This is a genomic window from Mycobacterium numidiamassiliense (assembly GCF_900157365.1).
GTDB classification, from domain to species: Bacteria; Actinomycetota; Actinomycetes; order Mycobacteriales; family Mycobacteriaceae; genus Mycobacterium; species Mycobacterium numidiamassiliense.
Genome location: NZ_FUEZ01000004.1, coordinates 3,783,418 through 3,798,590 on the forward strand (window position 1 = coordinate 3,783,418; position 15,173 = coordinate 3,798,590).

A 15,173-nucleotide genomic window follows, 5' to 3' on the forward strand; every position below is an offset into this window, starting at 1 on the left:
TCTCAAACCTAGCGACAAGCTGGCTTACAAGCTGGCATTGAGCGCTTTGATGGGCATCTGCAGGTCGTCGAGCAGCTGCAGGTCGGCTTCGGCCGGGCGGCCCAACGTGGTCAGGTAGTTCCCGACGATCACGGCGTTGATGCCGCCCAGGATGCCCTGCTTGGCGCCGAGGTCGCCCAACGTGATCTCACGGCCACCGGCGAACCGCAGCATCGCGCGCGGCAACGCCAGCCGGAATGCGGCCACCGACTTCAACGCCTCGCTCGCCGGCAGCACCTCCAGGTCGCCGAACGGCGTGCCGGGGCGGGGGTTGAGGAAGTTCAACGGCACCTCGTCGGGCCCCAATTCGGCGAGCTCGGCGGCAAATTCCGCGCGCTGCTCGAGCGTCTCGCCCATGCCCAGGATGCCGCCGCAGCACACCTCCATGCCGGCGTCGCGCACCATCGACAGCGTCTGCCAGCGCTCTTCCCACGTGTGGGTGGTGACGACGTTGGTGAAGAACGAGCGCGCGGTCTCCAGGTTGTGGTTGTAGCGGTGCACGCCCATCTCCGAGAGCTGCTCGACCTGCTCGGCGGTGAGCATGCCCAGCGAGCAGGCGATATTGATCTCGACCTCGTCGCGAATGGCCTCGATACCGGCCGCGACCTGGGTCATCAACCGCTGGTCGGGGCCCCGCACCGCGGCGACGATGCAGAACTCGGTGGCGCCGGACTTGGCGGTTTGCTTGGCCGCCTCGACCAGGCTGGGAATGTTGAGCCACGCGCTGCGCACGGGCGAGGCGAACAGCCCGGACTGCGAACAGAAATGGCAGTCCTCCGGGCAGCCGCCGGTCTTCAGGCTGATGATGCCCTCGACTTCGACGTCGGGGCCGCACCAGCGCATCCGCACCTCGTGGGCCAGCCCCAGCAGCTCCTCGAGCCGGTCATCGGCCAGCTGCAGCACCTGCAGTACCTGGTCCTTGCTCAACCCCACGCCGCGCTCGAGCACCTGCTCGCGGGCTACGGCCAGAATGTCCGCCGCGCCGCCGGCTTCGGTTGTCGGTCGAGTTGCCGCTTGAGTCACCAGGTACTCCCCTGCATCGTTGCCGTGTGCGTACGCCACACGTGCGCCACCGGTCATGGCAGCCATAGAAAATTGCGTTCAAAGTAGGGTAACGGCCGGAGAACGCGAGGACCGCAGGGGTATACGACCACCATGACTGCGCCGCTGTTCGGCGGTTAAAGCGGGTGCTCGACGCGTTTGTCGCCGTCCCAGCGGCGCAAGCCCGCGAAACTCCCGTCGATCTGCGCCGGCCGGCCCCCGATCCGCAGCGCGCGATCGAGCTGCGCGTCACCGACCCGGCGACCGACCGTCACGTGTGCGGTCCACTGGCCAGGCAGCGAATTCGGCATGGCGGCGGGTGTCAGGTGCGGGCGACATAGCCGGTGCACCTCAGCGTGCAGGCTGAGCAGCTCGCTGGTGGGCACGATCAGCCGGGCGAACACGGCGGCCGCACCGCCGAAGAGCACTGGGGCGCCGACCGTGCACGTCAGCGGCAACCGTTGGACGACCGGCCTCAGCAGCTCGTCAACGGCGGGATCGATGTGTTCGGCGACGGCCAGCGTCACATGGGGCCGGCCGGCCGGCTTCTGGCGGGCAATCCCGTCGCCGGACAAGCCGTCCCAGACGCGGCGGATCGCGGCCTCGGTGTCGGGGTCGAAGAGCAGCTCGATCGAATGGACCATCAGCCGACCAGCGTGGTGACCCAACCGCGGTCGAACGCCGCGGCGCTCATCGTCGCGAAATCCGCCGGGCCCAGGGTTCCGGCCCCCGCCGGCAGCGCGGCGCGCACCGGTGCCAGCCGGGTCAGCGCGGACCGGTTCGAGGTCTCCACCAATCCAGGCTGCCGCGGCCAGCTGCCGATCACCAAGCCAGTGCACGAAAGAGATTGTCCAGCAAGGGATTCCAAGGTAAGCGCGGTGTGGTTCAGGGTGCCCAACTCCGCGGAGGCCACCAGCAGCACCGCGGCACCCAAGTCGACGGCCAGATCGCGCAGGGTGACGCCCGCGTCGGCGAGTTCGACGAGCAGCCCGCCGGCACCCTCGACCAGGGTGAGCCGGCCGGGCCGGTCCAGATGGCGAATGAATTGCAGCATCTCATCGCGGCTGGGCAGCGTCATCCAGGCCTGCTCCGCCGCGGCGGCGGGCGCCAGCGGTTGCGGATATCGCGCCAGCCCGGCGACCGCCGTCACCCCGGACAGCCGGGCCACCTCGGCCAGGTCGTCATCACCGGAATCGGTGCCGGTCTGGATGGGTTTGCACACCGCCACGTCGATGCCCGCCTGACGGGCGTGTGAGGCCAGGGCCGCAACGGTGATCGTCTTGCCGACCCCGGTGTCGGTGCCCGTGACGACCAGGACGGTCAACGGCGCGCCTTAAACAAGCCCGGAAAGCACGTCGGTCAGCACCCGCCTGGCCACGTCGAGTTCGGCGGCGTCCAGGGAGGCCCGCGCCGTCAGTCGGAGCCGCGATGTTCCGGCGGGCACGGTGGGCGGCCGGAAGCAGCCCACCCGCACGCCCGCGTCCAGGCAGGCGGTCGCGGCGGCCAGCGCCACTTCCGGATGTCCCAGGATCACCGACACGACCGCCGACGTCGGTACCTCGGCGACGTCGCAGATGTCGGCCAGCTCGCGCGCATGCCGCAACACCGCATCCGGGCGCCACGGCTCGGCCGCCACGACGTGCAGCGCCGCCAGTGCGGCACCGACCGCCGCCGGCGCCAGGCCGGTGTCGAAGATGAACGGCCGGGCCGCGTCGATCAGGTGGGCACGCACTTCGGCGGGCCCGAGCACCGCCCCGCCTTGACTGCCGAGCGCCTTGGACAGTGTCGTGGTCATCACGACGTCGGGCGCACCGGCCAGCCCGAGCTCGTACAGCAGGCCCCGGCCGCCGCCGCGCACCCCGAGCCCGTGCGCCTCGTCGACGACGAGCAGGGCCCGGTGACGACGGCAGACGTCGTGCAGCTCGCGGACGGGAGCCAGCGTGCCGTCGGCGCTGAACACCGAGTCGGTGATGACGACGGCGCGCTCCTCGTCGCGGGCCGCCAGCGTCGCTTCCACCGCGCCGACGTCGCGATGCGGCGTCACCACCACGCGCGCCCGCGACAGCCGGCACGCATCGACCAGCGATGCATGCGAGTGGGCGTCGGACACCAGCAGCGCGCCCGGGCCGGACAGGCCGACGACCGCCCCGAGGTTGGCCGTGTATCCGGAGGAGAACAACAATGCCGCGGAGGCGCCGACGTAGTCGGCGAGCTCGGATTCGAACTGCTGATGCAGCTCGGTGTCGCCGGTCACCAGGCGAGAACCGGTGGCGCCTGCCCCCCAAATGCGTAGTGCCGCAACGCCACCGTCGATGACGTCGGGGTGCTGGGACAGACCGAGGTAGTCGTTGGACGCCAGGTCCAGCTCGGTCGCGACGGCAGGACGCGGCCGCAGCGAGCGACGCAGCCCCGCCTGCCGGCGTTGTTGGTCCACCGCGTTCAGCCAGGCCAGCGGTGACGTCTCGATCGGTGCCTTCATCGTCCTAAAGACTACGAGAGCCGGTGAGCCCGGCGACCTCGACCATCGCCGAGGCGATCTGGGCGATCTCGTGGGGAGTGCAGATGAACGGCGGCATCGCGTAGACCAGGTTGCGAAACGGCCGTAGCCAGACGCCCTTGTCGAGTGCCGCCGGGGTGGCGACGGCCAGGTCGACCGGCTGCTCGCATTCGATGACCCCGATGGCGCCGCACACCCGGACATCGGCCACACCGGGCAGTGTGCGGGCGGGTTCGAGGCCGTCAGCCAGCCCGGCCCCGATGTCGGCGACGCGCGACCGCCAGTCCTGGGACAACAGCACCTCGACGCTGGCCACCGAGACCGCGCAGGCGAGCGGATTGGCCATGAACGTGGGGCCATGCATCAGCGCCCCCGCCTCGCCGGAGCTGATGGTGTGGGCGATATCGGTGCTGCACAAGGTCGCGGCCAGGCTGAGATATCCGCCGGTCAGCGCCTTGCCCACACACATGATGTCCGGGCTGACATCGGCGTGGTTCGCGGCGAACAGTTCACCGGTGCGGCCGAAGCCGGTCGCGATCTCGTCGAAAATCAGCAGCACGTCATGCCGGCGGCAGATGTCGCGCAGGTCGCGCAGGTAGCGGGGATCGTGGAACCGCATGCCGCCTGCGCCCTGCACGACGGGTTCGACGATCACCGCCGCCAGTTCGGTCGCGTGCTGCGTGAGTTGCTCCTCGAACGCCACGCTGTAGGCACGGTCATAGTCGCGCGGCACCTGCGGGGCGAAGACCTGCCGGACCAGGATGTCGGTCCACAGCGAGTGCATGCCGCCGTCGGGATCGCAGACGCTCATCGGCGTGAACGTGTCGCCGTGATAGCCGCCCCGCCAGGTCATCAGCCGGTGCTTGCGGGGCCGGCCGCGGCTGCGCCAGTACTGCAGCGCCATCTTCACCGCGACCTCCACCGACACCGAGCCGGAGTCGCTGAAGAACACCGTCTCCAAACCGGCCGGGGTGAGGTCCACCAACAGCTGGGCCAGCCGGGCCGCCGGTTCGTGGGTCAGCCCGCCGAACATGACGTGGTTCATGACACCCAACTGGGCGGTCAGCGCGGCGTCCAGGACTGGGTGGCCGTGACCATGAATGGCGGTCCACCAGGAGCTCATCGCGTCGAGCGCCTCGATCGGTGCGCCGTCCCGGACCAGCGTCAGCCAGGCCCCGCGCGCACCCACCGCGACTACGGGCGCAACGGATTCGGCGCCGATGGTGCTGTAGGGATGCCACAGGTGCGCGGCGTCGATCGCGCTGATTTGCTCGGGCGTCAACCCGGGTGTCGCCGCAGGCATAGAAACCGAGCGTAAAGCAGCCGGGTCGCACAAATCCCGGCCATCGGGGAGCATCTATCGGCATGGCATCGCCGCACCGGTCCGACGATCTTCACCAGGGTGACCCCGTCGAGGACCCACCGGCGTCGTATGAGCCCGTGAACTCGGACGACGCGCTGCCGTACGACGACTATGAAGCCGAACACCGGCCGCCCCCGACGCTTCGGCTCCGGCTCGCGCCCTGGGACGTGATCTCCACGGCCCTGCTCTTGACGCTGCTCGTCGTGCTGGCCACGGCCACGAACTGGCCCTGGCGCCTCTACGGCTTCCTCTCGGACGTGTGCACCGGAGAGACCTGCGGCCTGGTGCCCTTCGGCGTCGACAATTACATCTACCCCGTGGTGTGGGGCGGCATCGGTGCGGCGATCGCCGCGGCCGGGGTCGGCCCGTTCGTGTCGCTGCTGAAGGGCTGGTACATGTCCTTCTGGCCGGTGCTGTCCCTGACGATCCTGATGGTGAGTTCGGTGGTCGGCGACTCCCTCACCCTCTTCAGCGAACGTTATTGGCACTAACGGCGCCGTTGGCCGTCCGCGGCGTACCGTGCTGGCCGCGCCGCTAGCTGAGACCGAAATCACAACTGCGCATACGGAATTCGGCGCTGGAATCACCATCCGGTCACGTTCCGACAAATAATCCCGCAGCGGCCTCACCAGCTATTTTCCCGGTGCAACTTCTGATGTAAATGTGTCTGTAGTGACTGGTGTGATTCCACGACGTAGAGGTCGTCTCACAAGTCATGGGGGCGACGCGCTATCACCGCGCGGATGCCGCCAACAGACGAGAGGTTTGGAACTGAACATGAAACGCATATACGCCTTCGCCGTCGGCCTGGCCATCGCAGCGGCCCCGCTGGTCGCGCCCGTCGTAGCCAGCGCTGACCCCGGCACCCGGCCGATGGACAACTCCCAGCAGGCCACTGACGTCGTGGTCATGCGCGGCCTTTCGCAGCGTGGCGTGCCGTTCTCGTGGGCCGGCGGCGGCATCAACGGCCCAACCCGCGGCACCGGCACGGGCATCAACACCGTCGGTTTCGACGCCTCGGGCCTGATGCAGTACGCCTACGCCGGTGCCGGCCTCAAGCTGCCGCGTTCCTCGGGCGCGATGTACCGGGTCGGCCAGAAGGTGCTGCCGCAGCAGGCGCAGAAGGGCGACCTGATCTTCTACGGCCCCGAAGGCACCCAGAGCGTCGCGATGTACCTGGGCAACAACCAGATGCTCGAGGTTGGCGACGTCGTGCAGGTCTCGCCGGTGCGCGCCAACGGTATGGCCCCCTACCTGGTCCGGGTGCTGGGCGCCCAGACGACGCCCGCCCAGCAGGCGCCGCTACAGCAGCTCCCGGCGCAGCAAGCACCGGCACAGCAGATCCCGGCCCAGCAAGCGCCGCTGCAGCAACTGCCGACGCAGCAGACGCCGCTGCAGCAGGTCCCGACCCAGCAGACGCCGCTGCAGCAAGTGCCGACGCAGCAGGCCCCACTACAGCAGCTGCAGGGCCAGGTGCCGTTACAGCAGGTGCCGAGCCAGCAAGCGCCGCTGCAGCAAATCCCGACCCAGCAGGTGCCGCTGCAGCAGATCCCGACCCAACAGGTGCCGTTGCAGCAAGCTCCCTACGGCACCACGCGGTAACCCGCCCGGTTTTCTCCGGGCCCCCGAACAACCACCACTTGCTCCCTCGCCGCCGGCATCCCCGCTCGGCGAGCCCGCTGAGCAGCCTCGTCTCCCGATGCGAGCGCTCAGGAGCAAGTGGTGGTTTTCGGTAAATTGGCGGTCAACCATGCTGATTTGTCACCGCCCTGTGTCCGCCGACGCCCGCCCAGCCCGGAGTCGGTGAGATGAGAACGCGGTCGGCAGGCTTCTATCGTTACGATCTCGACGGCTTGCGTGGTATCGCAATTGCGCTGGTCGCGGTGTTCCACGTCTGGTTCGGGCGGGTCTCCGGCGGCGTGGACGTTTTCCTGGCGCTGTCCGGATTCTTCTTCGGCGGCAAGATTCTGCGCGCTGCCCTCGACCCGGCGGTTTCACTCTCGCCGGCCGCCGAGACGATCCGGCTCGTCCGCCGCCTCGTCCCCGCCCTGGTGGTCGTCCTCGCCGCATCCGCGGTGCTCACGATCCTGGTACAACCGGAGACCCGCTGGGAGACCTTCGCCGACCAGAGCCTGGCCAGCCTCGGCTACTACCAAAACTGGGAGCTGGCCAACACCGCCTCGGATTATCTGCGCGCGGGCGAAGCGGTCAGTCCACTGCAGCACATCTGGTCGATGTCGGTGCAGGGCCAGTTCTTCGTCGCCTTCCTGCTGCTGATCACCGGCTGCGCCTATCTGTTCCGGCGCCCACTCGGCACGCATGCGCGAACCGGTTTCGTGGTCCTGCTGAGCGCGCTGACCGTCGCCTCGTTCGTCTACGCGACCATCGCGCACCAGGACAACCAGACGACCGCTTACTACAACAGCTTCGCGCGGGCATGGGAGATGTTGCTGGGCGCGCTCGTCGGTGCGCTGGTCCCCTACATACGCTGGCCGATGTGGCTGCGTACCGCCGCCGCGACGGTCGCGCTGGCGGCAGTCATGTCCTGCGGTGCCCTGATCGACGGCGTGGCCGAATTCCCCGGGCCGTGGGCGCTGGTGCCCGTCGGGGCCACCATGCTGATGATCCTGGCCGGCGCCACCCTGCCGAGCCGGCCCGACACCGCCGATCGAATGCCACTGCCGAACCGGCTACTGGCCACCGGGCCGCTGGTGGCGCTCGGCACGATCGCATACTCGCTGTACCTGTGGCACTGGCCGCTGCTCATCTTCTGGCTCTCCTACACCGGCCACCGGCATGTCGACTTCGTCGAAGGTGCGGCGGTGCTGCTGGTGTCCGGACTGCTGGCCTACCTGACCACTCAGCTCGTCGAGGACCCACTGCGCTCCCGGGCCTCGCCGTCGCCCACACCCGCCGAGCCACTGCCATGGCGGTCGCGGCTGCGCCGGCCGACCATGGCGTTGGGAGCGACGGTGGTGCTGCTGGCCGTCACGCTGACCGCAACGGCATTCACCTGGCGCCAGCACGTGACGGTGCTGCGGGCGGCGGGCAAGGAGCTCAGTGTGCTCAACCCGCAGGACTATCCCGGCGCCCGCGCTCTGACCGAACACGTGCGGGTGCCCGCGCTGCCGATGCGGCCCTCGGTGCTGGAGGTCAAGCAGGACCACCCGGCGTCGACCAGGGACGGGTGCATCAGCGACTTCGTCAACCCGGCGGTGGTCAACTGCATCTACGGCGACCCGGCCGCCACCCGCACCATCGCGCTGGCCGGCGGGTCGCACGCCGAGCACTGGCTGCCCGCGCTGGACCTGCTCGGGCACGCGCATCACTTCAAAGTTGTGACCTATCTCAAGATGGGCTGCCCGCTGTCCACCGAGCAGGTCCCGCTGATCATGGGCAACAACGCCCCGTATCCGCAGTGCCGTGAATGGGTGCAGCGGACCATGGCCGAGCTGGTCTCCGATCGGCCCGACTACGTGTTCACCACCACGACCCGGCCGTGGAACATCAAGAGCGGCGATGTGATGCCCGCCACGTATATCGGGATCTGGCAAACGCTCTCCGACAACAACATTCCGATTCTGGGGATTCGGGACACGCCGTGGCTGGTCAAAAACGGCCAACCGTTCGACCCGGCGGACTGTCTGGCCAAGAAGGGCGGAAACCCGCAATCGTGCGCGGTCAAGCGCTCCGATGTGCTGGCCGATCGCAACCAAACCCTGGATTTCGTCGAGCAATTCCCGCTACTCAAGGTGCTCGACATGTCGGACGCGATATGCCGTGCCGACGTCTGCCGCCCGGTCGAAGGAAATGTGCTGATCTATCACGGCGCTCACCACATCACCCCGACCTACATGCGCACCATGGCCCATGAACTCGGTCGGCAAATCGCGGTAGCAACCGGATGGTGGTGAAGCACCGCTCCGCTCTCCCCGCCGTCCGCTCGCGGATAAGGTCGACACATGCCGTCCACCAACCCGGTTTCCCAGTCGGCTTCCAAGCCGGACGTAGCGCCGGGCGCTGCGTCACCTGAAAACGGCTCACCCCCCCTGCGCACCGTCTGGCCGGGCAACGCGTACCCGCTGGGAGCGTCCTATGACGGAGCGGGGACGAACTTTTCGCTTTTCTCCGAGATCGCCGAGCGGGTCGACCTGTGCCTGATCGACGAACGCGGCGACGAGACGCGTATCCCCCTGGACGAGGTCGACGGCTACGTCTGGCACGCCTACCTGCCGAACATCGCCCCGGGTCAGCGCTACGGATTTCGTGTGCACGGCCCATACGATCCGGCGGCCGGCCACCGGTGTGACCCGAGCAAGCTGCTGCTCGACCCGTACGGGAAGTCCTTCGACGGCGATTTCAACTGGGGTCAGGCGCTGTTCTCCTACGACCTCAAAGCCGTCGACCTCGACGGCGATACGGCGGCCACCGGCACTCCGCCGATGATCGACTCGCTGGGCCAGACCATGACCAGCGTGGTGATCAACCCGTTCTTCGACTGGGCCTTCGATCGAGCGCCGCTCACCCCGTATCACGAGACCGTGATCTACGAGGCCCACGTCAAGGGCCTGACGCAGACGCACCCGGGCATCCCGGAAGGACTACGCGGCACCTATGCCGCCCTGGCCCACCCCGCGATCATCGATCACCTCAAGTCGCTCAATGTCACCGCCCTGGAGCTGATGCCGGTACACCAGTTCATGCACGACCAGCGGCTGCTGGACCTAGGACTGCGAAACTACTGGGGCTACAACACGTTTGGCTTCTTTGCGCCGCACTACCAGTACGCGTCGAACCGGCAGGCCGGTAGCGCGGTGGCCGAATTCAAGATGATGGTGCGCAGCCTGCACGCGGCGGGCATCGAGGTCATCCTCGACGTGGTCTACAACCACACCGCCGAAGGCAATCACCTGGGCCCGACCATCAACTTCCGCGGCATCGACAACGTCGCGTACTACCGGCTGGTCGACGAGGACCTGCGGCTGTACAAGGACTACACGGGCACCGGCAACAGCCTCAACGCCCGCCACCCGCACGTCCTGCAGCTCATCATGGACTCGCTGCGCTACTGGGTGACCGAAATGCACGTGGACGGGTTCCGGTTCGACTTGGCCGCCACGCTGGCCCGCGAGCTGCACGACGTGGACCGGTTGAGCGCGTTCTTCGATCTGGTGCAACAGGATCCGATCGTCAGTCAGGTCAAATTGATCGCCGAGCCTTGGGATGTCGGCGAGGGCGGGTACCAGGTCGGCAACTTCCCGGGTTTGTGGACCGAGTGGAATGGGAAGTACCGCGATACTGTGCGCGACTACTGGCGGGGCGAGCCCGCAACCCTTGGCGAGTTCGCTTCCCGGCTGACCGGGTCGTCGGACCTCTATGAGGCGAGCAGCCGGCGGCCCAGCGCCAGCATCAACTTCGTCATTGCCCACGACGGCTTCACGCTCAACGACCTGGTCTCCTACAACGAGAAACACAATTTCGCGAACGGCGAGGACAACCGCGACGGCGAAAGCCACAACCGGTCGTGGAATTGCGGCGTCGAGGGGCCCACCGACGACCCGGACATCCTGGAGTTGCGCTGCCGCCAGATGCGCAACTTCTGGGCCACGCTGATGGTCAGCCAGGGCACACCGATGATCGCGCACGGCGACGAGATCGGGCGCACCCAACAGGGCAACAACAACGTCTACTGTCAGGACAGCGAATTATCTTGGATGGACTGGTCTTTGGTGGACAAGAATGCCGATCTGCTGGCCTTCGCCCGCAAGGTCACCAGACTTCGCAGGAAACATCCGGTGTTTCGCCGGCGCAGGTTTTTCGAGGGTGAGCCGATTCGGAGCGGCGACGAGGTCCGCGACATCGCCTGGCTCACCGCAGGCGGCCGCGAGATGACACACGACGACTGGAACCAGGGCCTGGACAAGTGCGTCGGAGTTTTTCTCAACGGTGACGCGATCACCGCTCCCGATGCGCGCGGCGAGCGGGTGGTCGACGACTCATTCCTGTTGTGCTTCAACGCCCATAAACGCGCCGTGGATTTCGTTACTCCGCACGACGATTACGCGCAGCAGTGGACCGCGGAGCTGGACACCAACCATCCCGCCGGGGCCGCCGAGCTGATTGTCGCGGCCGAAGAAAAGATCACCGTGCCGGGCCGCTCGGTGCTGATTCTGCGTAAGACCGCCTGACATATGACTTTTCCGGTGCTGTCTACCTACCGGTTGCAGCTGCGTGGTCCAGCCAGCGGATTCGGGTTCACCTTCGCCGACGCCGAGAACCTGCTCGGCTACCTTGACGAACTCGGGGTGTCGCATGTGTACCTGTCCCCGATCATCACGGCCGCGCGTGGCTCCAGCCACGGCTACGACGTCACCGACCCGACGACGGTGTCGGAGGAGCTGGGCGGTCCCGACGGCCTGGCGCGGCTGTCGGCCGCGGCCCGGGCCCGCGGCCTGGGACTGATAGTCGACATCGTGCCCAATCACGTCGGGGTCGACCAGCCCGAGCAGAACGACTGGTGGTGGGACGTGCTGCGCCATGGGCGCTCGTCGGATTACGCGGCGTACTTCGATATCGACTGGGACCTCGACGAGAGCGGCCGGATTGTGCTGCCAGTCCTGGGTTCCGACGACGATGTCGCCGACTTACAGGTCGACGGCGAGCTGCTGCGGCTCGGCGACCTCGCGCTGCCCATCGCCCCGGGCACCGGGCAGGGCTCCGGACCAGAGGTGCACGACCGTCAGCATTACCGGCTGGTGGGCTGGCGCAATGGCGTGGTGGGCTATCGCCGGTTCTTCTCCATCACCTCGCTGGCCGGGTTGCGCCAGGAGGAACGCGCGGTGTTCGACGCCAGCCATGCCGAGGTCGCGCGATGGTTCAGCGAAGGACTTGTCGACGGGGTGCGCATCGACCATCCCGACGGATTGGCCGATCCCAGTGGGTATTTGGTGTGGCTGCGCGACCTGCTGGGTCCCGACGCCTGGATCGTGATCGAGAAGATCCTGGCCGTCGACGAGGCGCTGGAGCCGACGCTGCCGATACACGGCACGACCGGCTACGACGCACTGCGCGAGGTGGGCGGGGTCTTCGTCGATCCCGCCGGGGCGACCGCGCTGACCGAACTGGTCGACTCGGCCGGAGTGGATTACCACGCGCTGCCAATCATGTTGGCGGACCTGAAAATCCACGCGGCCACCGACACGCTGGCCAGCGAACTGCGCAGGCTGTGCCGGAGCATCGCCGCGACGGCCGGCGCCGATCATCGGCTGCTGCCCGATGCGGTCGCCGCACTGCTCAGCCACATCGAGGTCTACCGCTCCGACTACCCCGGCCTGGCCGCGGTGTTGTCCACCGCGCTGGCCGAAACCCAAGCGGCACAACCAGAACTGGGCCCGGCGCTGGAAGTGATCGCCACGGCGCTGGCCCGCGGCGGCGAGGCCGCCACGCGGCTGCAACAACTGTGCGGCGCGGTGACCGCCAAGGCCGTCGAAGACTGCATGTTCTATCGCGATGCTCGACTGGTGTCGCTCAACGAGGTCGGCGGCGAACCGCATCGATTCGGCGTGGGCGCCGCCGAGTTCCATCACAGCGCCGCCACCCGGCTACGGATGTGGCCGCAGACGATGACCACGCTGACCACTCACGACACCAAGCGCTCCGAGGATGTGCGCGCCCGCATCGGTGTGCTGTCGCAGGTGCCGTCGCTATGGACGGAGTTCGTGGCCCGCTGGGAAATCGCCGCGCCCTCCCCGGACGTGGCGACCGGACGATTCCTGTGGCAGAACGTCTTCGGTGTGTGGCCGCTGAGCGGCCAGGTCAGCGACGAGCTGCGCAGCCGGCTGCACGCCTACGCGGAAAAGGCGATCCGGGAAGCGAACTGGCATACCTCGTGGAACGACCCGGACACGGCGTTCGAGGAATCCGTACACCGCTGGCTGGACACCGTGCTCGACGGCCCGGTGGCGAGTCAGCTGACCGAACTTGTCGGCCAACTCAATTCACACGCCGCCAGCGACGCGCTGGGCCAGAAGCTGCTCGCGCTGACCGTGCCGGGAATTCCCGACGTCTACCAGGGCACCGAGCTGTGGGACGACAGCCTCGTCGACCCGGACAACCGTCGCCCGGTGGACTACGACGCGCGCCGCACCGCGCTGACTGAGTTGCAGCATCCCAAGATGCGGGTCGTCACCACCGCGCTGCGGCTGCGCCGCTCCCGGCCGGACACCTTTGCGCTCGGTGCCTACGTCCCCGTGCTCGCCGATGGCGATGCCGGCGAGCACGTGGTGGCGTTCCTTCGCGGCGACGCTGTCCTGGTCGCTGTGACCCGCTGGACGGTGCGGTTATCCGAAACGGGCTGGGGCAACACCGTGCTGCCACTTCCCGACGGATCCTGGACCGACACGCTCACCGGAGCCATGTACAGCGGACCCACGTCCGCCGCGGAGTTGTTCGCGAATCTGCCCGTCGTCCTGCTGGAGCGCTCAAGTGACTGAATTCCGGATCTGGGCACCCAAACCCGAGCTGGTACGGCTCGACGTCGAGGGTGCGGTGCACCCGATGACGCGCGCGGACGACGGCTGGTGGCACGCGAACGTCGACGCGCCCGCCGACGCCCGCTACGGATACCTGCTCGACGACGACCCCACCGTGCTGCCCGACCCGCGATCGGCCCGTCAACCCGACGGCGTGCACGCCCGTTCGCAGTTGTGGGATCCCGGCACGGCGCACTGGACCGACGACGACTGGGCCGGCCGGTCGGTCGAGGGCGCGGTCGTCTACGAACTGCACGTCGGCACCTTCACCGAGGCGGGCACGTTCGACTCCGCCATCGAGAAGCTGGACTATTTGGTCGATCTGGGCGTCGACTTCGTCGAGCTGATGCCGGTCAACTCCTACGCCGGCACACACGGCTGGGGCTACGACGGCGTGCTCTGGTATAGCGTGCACGAACCATACGGCGGCCCCGACGGGCTGGTCCGATTGATCGACGCCTGCCACGCCCGCGGTTTGGCGGTGCTGATCGACGCGGTATTCAACCACCTTGGCCCGTCGGGCAATTACCTGCCGCGATTCGGCCCGTATCTGTCCTCGGGCAGTAACCCGTGGGGGGAAAGCATCAACATCGCCGATGCCGACTCCGACGAGGTGCGGCGGTACATCATCGGGTGCGCCCTGCGCTGGATGCGTGACTTTCACGCCGACGGTCTGCGGCTGGACGCAGTGCACGCACTTGTCGATACCACCGCGATCCCCATTCTCGAAGAGATGGCAACCGAAACCGACTGGCTGTCATCGCAAGTCGGGCGACCACTGTCGCTCGTCGCGGAAAGCGACCTGAACGACCCGCGGCTGATCACCCCCCGCGACAGTGGGGGCTTCGGGATCACCGCGCAGTGGGCCGACGATATCCATCACGCCATTCACACCGCGGTGTCCGGCGAACGGCAAGGTTACTACGCGGATTTCGGTTCACTGGCCACGCTTGCTCAGACGCTGCGGCACGGCTTCTTTCACGCGGCCACGTATTCGTCCTTCCGGCATCGCAGGCATGGGCGGCCGCTGGACACGTCGGCCGTGCCCGCCACCCGTCTGCTCGCCTACACCTGCACCCACGACCAGGTCGGCAACCGGGCCCTCGGCGATCGCCCGTCGCAAAACCTGGACGCCGGGCAGCTGGCGATCAAGGCCGCCCTGGTCCTCGGTTCCCCCTACACCGCAATGCTTTTCATGGGTGAGGAGTGGGGTGCATCGACCCCGTTCCAGTTCTTCAGCTCGCATCCGGAACCGGAGCTCGCCCGCGCCACCGCCGAAGGCCGCAAGGCGGAATTCGCCGAGCACGGCTGGGATGCCGACGACATTCCCAACCCGCAGGACCCGCAGACATTTCTGCGGTCCAAGCTGGACTGGGGTGAGGTGCATACCGATGGACACGCTCGCCTGCTGAGCTTCTACCGGGACCTGATCGCGCTGCGACGCGGCGAGCCCGACCTGGCGGACCCCTGGCTGGAGCAGCTTGCCGTCGACTACGACGACAAGCTCGATTGGATCGTCCTGTCCCGCGGCCGGTTCCGCATCGCGTGCAATCTGAACACCGAAGCGGTGACCGTTCCGGTGACCGGTGAGGCGGTATTGACCTGGGGTGAGCCGTCCGTGCACGCCGACAACACGGTGTTGCCCGGACATTCGGTCGCCGTGCTGCGCGCGCTTTCGGCCTGAATCCCACCACGGCGACCG

The 15,173-nt window shown here is 67.7% G+C and carries 11 protein-coding genes; 6 read left to right on the forward strand and 5 right to left on the reverse strand.

Translation table 11 applies throughout. The features are described 5' to 3' along the window. Positions 1-24: 24 nt before the first annotated feature. From bioB to MNAB215_RS26205, 5 genes are all read right to left on the reverse strand, one after another. On the reverse strand, positions 25-1,062 hold the full coding sequence (bioB, locus tag MNAB215_RS26185; protein WP_077082351.1) for a biotin synthase BioB: 1,038 nt from the start codon (positions 1,060-1,062) through the stop codon (positions 25-27). A 155-nt stretch (positions 1,063-1,217) separates the two neighbouring features. Continuing rightward, positions 1,218-1,724 (reverse strand): 2'-5' RNA ligase family protein, encoded by a 507-nt coding sequence (locus MNAB215_RS26190; protein WP_077081365.1) that lies wholly within the window; start codon positions 1,722-1,724, stop codon positions 1,218-1,220. Then, positions 1,724-2,404 (reverse strand): dethiobiotin synthase, encoded by a 681-nt coding sequence (bioD, locus tag MNAB215_RS26195; RefSeq protein ID WP_077081366.1) that lies wholly within the window; start codon positions 2,402-2,404, stop codon positions 1,724-1,726. The genes MNAB215_RS26190 and bioD overlap by 1 nt, the downstream gene beginning before the upstream one ends. A 9-nt stretch (positions 2,405-2,413) precedes the next feature. After that, positions 2,414-3,559 carry an 8-amino-7-oxononanoate synthase gene (locus MNAB215_RS26200; RefSeq protein WP_077081367.1) on the reverse strand — a complete coding sequence of 382 codons (1,146 nt, stop codon included), beginning with the start codon at positions 3,557-3,559 and terminating at the stop codon, positions 2,414-2,416. Positions 3,560-3,563: 4 nt separating this feature from the next. Then, the gene (locus tag MNAB215_RS26205; protein WP_077081368.1) at positions 3,564-4,880 is read right to left on the reverse strand and encodes an adenosylmethionine--8-amino-7-oxononanoate transaminase; all 1,317 of its coding nucleotides are present in this window, start codon (positions 4,878-4,880) and stop codon (positions 3,564-3,566) included. A gap of 62 nt (positions 4,881-4,942) precedes the next feature. Between MNAB215_RS26205 and MNAB215_RS26210 the strand changes: the two genes are divergently transcribed. The 6 genes from MNAB215_RS26210 to treZ all read left to right on the forward strand — a co-directional run bounded on the left by MNAB215_RS26210 (position 4,943) and on the right by treZ (position 15,155). Continuing rightward, positions 4,943-5,431 carry a hypothetical protein gene (locus MNAB215_RS26210; RefSeq protein WP_083746260.1) on the forward strand — a complete coding sequence of 163 codons (489 nt, stop codon included), beginning with the start codon at positions 4,943-4,945 and terminating at the stop codon, positions 5,429-5,431. A gap of 286 nt (positions 5,432-5,717) precedes the next feature. Continuing rightward, positions 5,718-6,542, forward strand: coding sequence for an NlpC/P60 family peptidoglycan-binding protein RipD (ripD, locus tag MNAB215_RS26215; protein WP_077082353.1), 825 nt, complete (start codon positions 5,718-5,720; stop codon positions 6,540-6,542). Positions 6,543-6,748: 206 nt separating this feature from the next. Then, positions 6,749-8,854 carry an acyltransferase family protein gene (locus MNAB215_RS26220; protein WP_083746261.1) on the forward strand — a complete coding sequence of 702 codons (2,106 nt, stop codon included), beginning with the start codon at positions 6,749-6,751 and terminating at the stop codon, positions 8,852-8,854. A gap of 135 nt (positions 8,855-8,989) precedes the next feature. Further along, positions 8,990-11,128: a glycogen debranching protein GlgX gene (gene glgX, locus MNAB215_RS26225; RefSeq protein ID WP_077082354.1), complete on the forward strand. Its 2,139-nt coding sequence runs from the start codon at positions 8,990-8,992 to the stop codon at positions 11,126-11,128. Between the two features lie 3 nt (positions 11,129-11,131). Continuing rightward, the gene (treY, locus tag MNAB215_RS26230) at positions 11,132-13,432 is read left to right on the forward strand and encodes a malto-oligosyltrehalose synthase (protein ID WP_077081370.1); all 2,301 of its coding nucleotides are present in this window, start codon (positions 11,132-11,134) and stop codon (positions 13,430-13,432) included. Further along, positions 13,425-15,155 (forward strand): malto-oligosyltrehalose trehalohydrolase, encoded by a 1,731-nt coding sequence (gene treZ, locus MNAB215_RS26235; RefSeq protein ID WP_077081371.1) that lies wholly within the window; start codon positions 13,425-13,427, stop codon positions 15,153-15,155. The genes treY and treZ overlap by 8 nt, the downstream gene beginning before the upstream one ends. Positions 15,156-15,173: the final 18 nt, after the last annotated feature.

Excerpts from the sequence above, each read along its gene's own strand:
- MNAB215_RS26190 (WP_077081365.1), bottom strand. The coding sequence starts at position 1,724 with ATGGTCCATTCGATCGAGCTGCTCTTCGACCCCGACACCGAGGCCGCG.
- MNAB215_RS26200 (WP_077081367.1), bottom strand. The coding sequence starts at position 3,559 with ATGAAGGCACCGATCGAGACGTCACCGCTGGCCTGGCTGAACGCGGTG.
- MNAB215_RS26205 (WP_077081368.1), bottom strand. The coding sequence starts at position 4,880 with ATGCCTGCGGCGACACCCGGGTTGACGCCCGAGCAAATCAGCGCGATC.
- MNAB215_RS26210 (WP_083746260.1), top strand. The coding sequence starts at position 4,943 with ATGGCATCGCCGCACCGGTCCGACGATCTTCACCAGGGTGACCCCGTC.
- ripD (WP_077082353.1), top strand. The coding sequence starts at position 5,718 with ATGAAACGCATATACGCCTTCGCCGTCGGCCTGGCCATCGCAGCGGCC.
- MNAB215_RS26220 (WP_083746261.1), top strand. The coding sequence starts at position 6,749 with ATGAGAACGCGGTCGGCAGGCTTCTATCGTTACGATCTCGACGGCTTG.
- treY (WP_077081370.1), top strand. The coding sequence starts at position 11,132 with ATGACTTTTCCGGTGCTGTCTACCTACCGGTTGCAGCTGCGTGGTCCA.